This is a genomic window from Streptomyces sp. NPDC060198, from assembly GCF_042728415.1.
GTDB lineage: Bacteria > Actinomycetota > Actinomycetes > Streptomycetales > Streptomycetaceae > Streptomyces.
This window is the reverse complement of the sequence record NZ_JBHWZJ010000319.1, coordinates 1-7,990: the sequence shown is the minus strand read 5'-3', so window position 1 is coordinate 7,990 and position 7,990 is coordinate 1. Positions and strand designations below refer to the sequence as shown.

General features: G+C 70.3%; 5 protein-coding genes. All 5 read right to left on the bottom strand.

Going from position 1 to position 7,990, the window contains the following annotated elements; genetic code table 11:
• Positions 1-32: 32 nt before the first annotated feature.
• Positions 33-1,022: a hypothetical protein gene (locus ACFWEP_RS27790; protein ID WP_387373976.1), complete on the bottom strand. Its 990-nt coding sequence runs from the start codon at positions 1,020-1,022 to the stop codon at positions 33-35.
• A gap of 277 nt (positions 1,023-1,299) precedes the next feature.
• Positions 1,300-3,840: a hypothetical protein gene (locus tag ACFWEP_RS27785; protein WP_387373974.1), complete on the bottom strand. Its 2,541-nt coding sequence runs from the start codon at positions 3,838-3,840 to the stop codon at positions 1,300-1,302.
• Positions 3,837-5,576, bottom strand: a complete 1,740-nt coding sequence (pstS, locus tag ACFWEP_RS27780) for a phosphate ABC transporter substrate-binding protein PstS (protein WP_387373972.1) — start codon at positions 5,574-5,576, stop codon at positions 3,837-3,839. The genes ACFWEP_RS27785 and pstS overlap by 4 nt, the downstream gene beginning before the upstream one ends.
• 83 nt (positions 5,577-5,659) lie before the next feature.
• The gene (gene pstA, locus ACFWEP_RS27775; protein ID WP_387373970.1) at positions 5,660-6,946 is read right to left on the bottom strand and encodes a phosphate ABC transporter permease PstA; all 1,287 of its coding nucleotides are present in this window, start codon (positions 6,944-6,946) and stop codon (positions 5,660-5,662) included.
• A 75-nt stretch (positions 6,947-7,021) separates the two neighbouring features.
• A partial coding sequence (gene pstC / locus ACFWEP_RS27770) for a phosphate ABC transporter permease subunit PstC (protein WP_387373969.1) occupies positions 7,022-7,990 on the bottom strand: 969 nt, incomplete at its 5' end.

The window sequence follows — 7,990 nt, the reverse complement described above, 5'->3', positions numbered from 1 at the left end:
CCGTGGTCGGGATACGACGCCGGGAGAGGGCGTCAGTTGAGGCCCTGCTGCGTGGTGGTACCGCAGTTGGAGCCGAGGGTGCCGAAGCCGTAGGCGGTGATGGTGGAGGTGGCGGCGCAGACCTTGGAGGTCGAGCCGACGAAGGTGGAGGAGATGGTGGCGTCCGTGAGCTTCGCCGTGGGGACGACGTTGTATACGTCACGGTTGAAGCTGAAGGCGGTGTTGAGGGTGAAGGTGGAGGCGTTGTAGGGCGCGGTGCCGTTGACCTTGATCAGGTCGGTGGCGCCGTGGATGTCGGTGACGGTGCCGCTGACCTGCGCGATGTACTGCGCCACCGAGTACGGGGCGATGTCACCGGCGGTGTCCAGCGCCAGACCGTTGTTCTCCTGGACCGACTGGCTGACACAGCTGCCGACCTGCGCGTCCGTCAGACCGAGCTTCTCCAGGAAGAAGGAGCGCGTGCCGGAGCCGGTCTGCGGCAGCAGCGGCGTGAGGGTCACGCCGTTCAGCGTGGTGGTGGTGCACTGGTAGATGGCCTTCAGCTGCGCCGTGGTGAGGTCCTGGGCGCCGGAGGCGTAGAGCGCGCTGTCGGTGCGGACCGCGACGGACACCGCGTCCTTGGCGAAGGGAATCCAGGTGAGCAGGGTTCCCGTCGTCTTGGCGCCGCGCGAGGAGCGGGCGAAGTCGATGCAGTCCTTGGTGGTGTCGTTGACGTCGGTGGCGAGCGCGGTGATGCCCGCCGAGGACCCGTTGGGGCGGCTGATCGCACAGCCGGAGCGGGTCGTGATCGAGGCCGAGCCGGTGGCGTCGTACGAGGCGATGATCTTGCTGCCGGAGGCGTTCAGGACCACGTTGCCGAGGGCGTTCACGACGTCCTGGGTCGTGTCCGAGCCGACACCGGCCAGGATGCGGTACTCGGTGGCCGGCGGGTCGGCGATGGCGGCCGGGGCGGCGAACGCGCCGAGGGCGAGAGCGACAGCACCGACGACGGCACCGGCACGAACACGAGACGTGACGTTCACTGTTTTCTCCTCCGTGAATACGGATCTCATGCTTACGGATGACGGGAAAACCCGTGGGAAAGAGCAGTGGAGCAATCCGGATTCTGGTGCCTCCGGCCCGTCGGCCGGCGGTGCCCACACTTCCCGATCGGCGTTCTGTTGACCACAAATCCGAGGGGCGCATCAAGTGAATGGATTCTTTCCTGCGCCACCCTTGGAGGTTCCGGACGTGCCGCCGGAAAATCGGCCTTTCCCCGGGAGTGGTGTCCCGGGAAAAGCGCGAACTCCGCGCCGCTTCTCAGCTGCCGGCTGCCCCCGCATCCCCGCGACGAGCGGAAAGCCGTAGCAGTACGGGCCCGGAGAGTGAGGCAGCGCCACCGAGGACGAGTACCCCGAGCAGCACCCAGCGGACCGCGCCGAGCAGTTCCGAGGGGGTGGTACCGGTTGCCGCCGCGGTGGTCGTCGTGGTCTGCCCGGAGGAGCCCGTACCGGCACCGGCGCCGCTCGCCGCGGCGCCGTCCGCCTGCGCGGACCCGGTGGCCGGGGCCGCCCCTTCGGCCGTACCGGTGGAGGAAGATCCTGTACCGCCGCCGGTTCCCGAGCCGCCGGAGGAGGTGGCGCTGCCCCCCGGCCCGCCCGCCGGGCCGCCGTCCTGCGGGCCCTCACCCCCGTCGGCCGCGCCCTTCTCCAACGCGGTCGCCGCCGCCAGCGCCTGGGTGCGGAGTGCCTGCGGCAGCGGGGCGTACCCGGAGGGCAGTTCACCGGCCGCGGTACCGGGCCGCTGCCCGTCACCCGCGGCGTACCGGATGACCTTGGCGTAGTCCGCGCGGGCGTCCGCCGCCTGGTCCACGGAGGCCGCCGCGTAGACGACGGAGGTGAGCGGGTAGGCGCTGCCGCGTGCCTTGGCGGGATCGGTCGTCTTCACTCCCGGGACGGCGGAGTCCGGCATCTGCGCGACCGCCTTGAGCATGGTGGCGGTCGTCGGCTTCACGAAGGTGCCGTCGGCGTTGGGCAGGGCCGCCACGTCCAGGAGGTACCGATCGGCGGAAGCGGTGTCCGCGATGCCGATCTCATGGGCGCTGTTCAGCTTGGGACGCGTACCCGACAGTGCGAACTGCGTCGTCGCGTTGCAGATGTAGGCCAGCCCCGAGTAGCCCCGCCGGATCTTCAGCGCGGTGCTGTGCATGTCGTTGGCGTAGGGCACCAGGTTCTGGCTGCCGTATTCGATGTTCTCGCACTGGGTGGCGGTGGAGGTCGTGTCGCTCTTCGGGTAGTAGTCGAAGGGATCTGCGGTCAGTCCCAACTCCTTGTAGCTGGTATTGAGATGCATTCCCCACGGGTCGGGCTCACCTTCGAGGAATGAGCGGGCGTCGTCGTTCTGGATGAGATAGCGCCACATCATGCGCGCCGTGTCGGAATTCTCCAGGCCGACGACCATTCCGTTCGGAGCCTCGCGACCGGCCGCGATCTCGGGATTCAGCAGGAGGAATTCCGGGTCGGACGCGATCCGGATCGGATTGCCGGCCACGGTCTCCGGCTCGGGTTGCCCGAGCGCGCCCATCCGCACGTTCTCCACGTAGGACTCGGTCATCAGTTTCGCCAGGAGCCTCTGGTTGATCCGTAGCCGGCTCACGTGGTGGGAGGTCTCGCCCTGCTCGTAGTTCCAGAGGAAGCCGATCGTGAGGCCGCTGATCGCGACCGGCGCGTGCACCACGGACGCCGCGTCGGCGGACTCGACGGGGTCCACCGTGAAGGCGAGACCGGGTGAGGTCTCCTTGGGCTCGGTGATCGCCGAGCGGGCGGTCTCCTCACCGGCCTGAGTGAAGGTGAACCGATGGGCGCCGTCGGCGCAGAGTGCGCTCTGCCACGAGGTCATCGCGTCGGTGACCAGCTCGGAGCCGATGGTGCGCCGTTCGGGCTTGTCGGGGTCGCAGTTGTCGCCCACGGGAAGGAAGTCGAGCCGGAACGTCAGGCGCTGGTCCCAGATCGACTGGCTCAGCGCACTCGCCGCCGCGGGGGACGACGAGGACTCCGCCAGTCGGCCGTCCGGGTTGTGGTCGCCCCGCGGGACAGCGACGAGCCAGCACGGCTGGACCGCCCCCTCGGCGTTCCGGCGGGCTCCGCAACCCAGGTGCGGTGACTCCACGGAGGTCCGCACCTCGAAGATGGCCTCACCCGATCCCTCGGAGTCGTTCGCCACCCAGGGAATGTTGTTGGTGTCCCCGTCGGTGAAGTAGGTGTAGTCGAAGGCCCCCGTCGTCGTGGCGCCGCTGACCGGACGGAAGGGGACGAACTTGTTGCCGCCCAGGGGTTCGTCGGGGAGATCCGCGTAGTCGCCCTCGGCGGGGTCGGCGTCCGAAGCCGGTGCGAGCGCCCGCGTGGAACCGGGAGAGGCGCTGCTCGTCGCCCCGAACTCGCACTGCTCGCGCGAGGGCCCCGCGTCGGGATCGTCGCCCCAGCACTGCATCAGTTGCATGAAGTCCCGGGCCGGCTCCGTGGTGCCCGGAGTACCGCCCGTCCAGGAGACCTTGACCGCCTGCCCCCGCAAGTCCTTGGTCTGGCTGACCGTCACCTTCAGCGTGGAGAAGTCGTCGTACGGCCCCTTCCTGCCGGTCTTCGTCACCGCGGAGCCGTTCTGTTCCGCCGCGCTCGCCGGGGTGTCACCGCCCGGCGGCACCGGCAGCACGGCGAGCACGAGAGCCGCCGTCAGCGCGCCCAGGCCCGCCACGACCCGGCGCCGCGCGGACGCCGGCCGCCCCGGTGCCGCCACACGCGGGTGGCGCACGAGCGGTCTCCTCTCCTGCGGCTCGTCGTCGTGGGTCTTCCGTGCGCCGCTCATGCCGCTTCCCCCCTGCGCCGTGCGCGGGCCGCCATCGTCCGTGCGGTCAGCGGGGGTACGACGACCAGCGCGACGAGCAGCAGCGCGGAGAGCGCCATCAGCGCGCCGCGCAGCCCGAGGCCGCTGCCCGAGGCGAGGGTGACCGGGTTGGCGACGACCGAACTGTCGGCGCCCGCGGCGGAGTCGGTGATCACCTCGCCGGTGTCGGGGTCGACGGCCGTGTTCGTGCCGCCCGCGGTGGTACCGGTGGCGCCGCCGGCCGTCGCCCCGGTGTCGGGAGATCCGTCGCCGTCCGTGTCGGTCGCCGCCCCGGTCGTGCCTGTGCTTCCCGTGCCCTGGCCGCCGGTGGTGCCACCCGTCTCCGTGGTGCCGGTCGTGCCGCCCGCGGAGGAGCCGCCACTGCCGGAGGCGCTGGGCTTGACCGGGGTGGTGCGGATGTCACCGGCGGTGCCGGTGGTGCACTGCGTGGGGCCCTGCTTGTCGCACGCCTTCGGCTGGGGCGCCTTCTTCGCGAGGGTGTTGCTGCCGTCGCTGGAGAAGGTGGGGTTGCGGCACTTGCCGATGTCGATCGAGGAGGTGGGTGCTCCGGGCACCTTGCGCAGCTGGTCGAAGCCGGCCTGCACGAGGTTCTTCGGGAGCGGCGAGTAGCCCAGCTCCTCCGCCTGCTGCTGGCCGTCGCAGAGGAAGTAACGGCCGAACGTACCGAGCGAGTTGCCCTTGTCCTTGGTGAATCCCGCCTCCTCCTTCGTCGGCAGGATCATGTAGCTGTAGCTGGACAGCGGGTAGGTGCGGTCGTCGTTGTTGCGGTAGACGCCGTCGAGGATCTGGGTGAGGTAGGAAGGGCTCGCCCTGTCGGTGTTGATCTTCGCGCCGAGCAGGCCGACGGCCACGCTGGCTGCGGTCGGTTCCACGTAGTAGCCCGACGCGTTGAGCATCTTGGCGACCGGGAAGCCCGTCTTCAGGGCGTAGGAGTACTCGACGTAGGTGATCGCACCCTCGCCGGACGCTTGGCGGACATGGCCGGCGACACCGTTGGAGCCCGACTTGGCGATCATTGAACTCCCGCCGAGCAAGGGGTAGTTCGAGGTCATGCCGCAACCGCTGCCGCGCCCGGTCTTGTTGCAGTAGGCGTTCCAGGCCGAGGTCTGCTCCTTGGCCATCCAGGTGGTGAACTGGGCGGTCGTTCCGGAGCCGTCGGAGCGTACGACGGGGATGATCTGGCGGGCGGGCAGGGTCAGCCCCGGGTTGTCCGCCTTGATCGCGCCGTCGTTCCAGCGGGTGATCTGCCCGGTGAAGATCTTCGCGAGGACCGGACCGGAGAGCCGCAGGTTGGTGACCCGCTTGCCGTTGATCTTGAGGTTGTACATGAACGACGTGCCGCCCGCGACGATCGGCATGTAGGCGTAGCCGCGCTGCGGGGGCGAATCGCGGACGCCCTGCTCGTACAGCCCGTACGGGATCTCGGAGACGGCGAAGTCCACCACGTTGTTGCGGAACTGCTCGCGGCCCTGGGAGGAGCCGTTGTCGGTGAAGTTGACCGTCATGCCGAAGTTGGCCTTGACGTTGCGGACCCACTGGGTGACGGCGTTGGCGCTCCAGGTGGAGCCGGAGCCGGTGATCTTCGCGTACGAGGCGGCCTCGGCGACGGGTGCCCGGACGGCCGAGAGCGCGCCGAACACCAGCAGCAGGGCCAGCAGCATCACCCCTGGACGGGCAGGGATGGTGGCGGGTCTCACGATGAACTCCTTGGCGGCGTGCGGGTTCACGGCACGCGGGTTCGGGGGGAGCGGACAGGGGGGACGGCTGGACGGCGCGCGCGTCACGGTGTCGTGGGGTCCGGGTCCGCGTGCGGCCCCGGAACGGTGGTCGGCTCGGCGGGGCGCACGGAGCCGCGCGCCGCGAACCGGGCCGCGTCCCGGCGGGAGGCGGTGACACGGCGGTGCTCCTGGCCGCGCGAGAGCTGTCCCGGTCCGCGTCCGCCCAGCACCCGGGCGACGACGAACAGCAGCAGCACCAGTGCCATGAGCAGCGCGGCGGTTCCGAATCCGCGCGAGATCATGTTCGGCTCGGGCGAGCGGACGAAGGTGAAGGTGGCCAGCGGCAGCGACACCATCGGCCCGGAGAACGGGTCCCAGTTCATCTCGGCGGTGAAGCCCGCCGTGAGGAGTACCGGCGAGGTCTCGCCGATGCCCCGGGCGGTACCGAGGATGACCGAGGTCGTCAGCCCGGAGCGGCAGGTGGGCAGGACGACGTGCCAGACCGTCCGCCAGCGGGAGGTGCCCAGGGCGTAGCTGGCCTCGCGCAGGGTGCCGGGCACCAGCCGGATGACGACGTCGGCGGCGCGGATCACGATCGGCAGCATCATCACGGAGAGCGAGAGCGCCGCCGCGAAGCCGGAGCGGTCCATGCCGACGGCGAGGATCACGGTGGCGTAGATGAAGAGACCGGCCACGATGGACGGCAGCGCGGTCATCGCCTCGACCACCGTGCGCACGAAGCGGGCGAAGGGGCCGGGCACCTCGTTGAGGAAGACCGCGCACACCAGTCCGATGGGCACGGTGACCAGCAGCGCGATGGTGATCATGATGAGGGTGCCCACGGCCGCGTGCAGCGCGCCACCCACCGACAACGGCTCCAGCGGACCGGCGAACCGCATGTCCTCGGTGAAGAAGCTGAGGTGCGCCAGCGCCTTGCGGCCCTCGAAGAGCGCGTAGGCGACGACGTAGACGAGGATCGCCACCAGCAGCAGCCCGAGGGAACGGATCACGGCGGCGGCCACCCGGTCCACGACCGCCGGGCCGTCCTCGTCCAGCGAGACCACCAGCGCGTACAGCCCCAGGAAGAGGACGTACGCCACGACGACGAACCCGACCACGCCGTTGAACGGGGTGAGCCGCGCGAAGACCAGCCAGGTCAGCGAGAGCGACCCGGCGGCCGAGCCGAACAGGGCGTACATGTCGCTCGCGCGCAGCGGGGACAGGGTGCGCCGGCGCTCGCCGGCGGGGTCCTTGGTGCGGGCGGGCCCCGGCAGGACGGTACGGGGCACGGCGCCGGGGGCTGGGTCCGCGCCACCGGTCGCGCGGGGCGCTTCAGGGGCCAGAGTCATGGTCGTAACGCTCATTTCTGGGGCAAGAGACCGGGCAGAACCGGGCGCGTACCGCGCGGCGCGCGGGCGGCGCGCTCAGGCGTCGCTGGAGGCGCCGGAGCGGCTGCGGGCGACGATGGACGACGCCGCGAAGTTGACGATCAGCGTCATGACGAAGAGGGCGAATCCCGCCGCCATCAGCGCCGACATCCCGAACTCGCCCGCCTCGCCGTAGCGCAGGGCGATGAGCGAGGAGACGGAACTGGTGCCGGCCTGGAGCACGTGCCACTGCACGTCGAAGGTGAGCGAGATGACCATGAAGACACCGATGGTCTCGCCCAGCGCGCGGCCGAGCCCGAGCATCGTGCCGCCGATGATGCCGCCCTTGGCGAAGGGCAGGACGACGCTGCGGATCATGCCCCAGCGGGTCGCTCCGAGGGCGTAGGCGCCCTCCCGCTCACCGGCCGGAGCTTGCGAGAAGACCTCGCGCATGATCGAGCAGATGATCGGCGCGATCATCATCGCGACGACCAGCCCCGCGAGCATCGACGACGAGGTGTAGACACTCGGCGGTGACAGCGGGTCGTCCGGGTCGGCGCCTTCGACGCCGAACACCGGTATCCAGCCGAGGTAGGTGGCGATCCACCGGGCGGTGGGCACCACCTTGTCCTGGAGGAAGAAGAAGCCGAACAGGCCGTAGACGACGGACGGCACGGCGGCCATCAGGTCGACCACGCTGATGAGGGTGCGGCGCAGCCTCGGTGAGGCGTACTCGGAGATGTAGAGCGCGGAGCCCAGCGCCAGCGGGAACGCGAAGGCGATCGCGATCAGTGCGATGAGGACCGTCCCGACGAGCACCGCGGCGATACCGAAGTTCCCCGCGTCGGGGGCCCATTGGGAGGTGGTGAGGAAAGACCAGCCGGCGTCCGCCAGGGCCAGGCGGGCCCGTGCGAAGAGGAACCCCCCGACGAGAAGCATCACCAGCAGAACAAGCGTCCCGCCGGAGCGGGCGACCGTACGGAAGACCTTGTCCGGCAGGCCGGGGTCCGCGTACAGCCGCCGCGG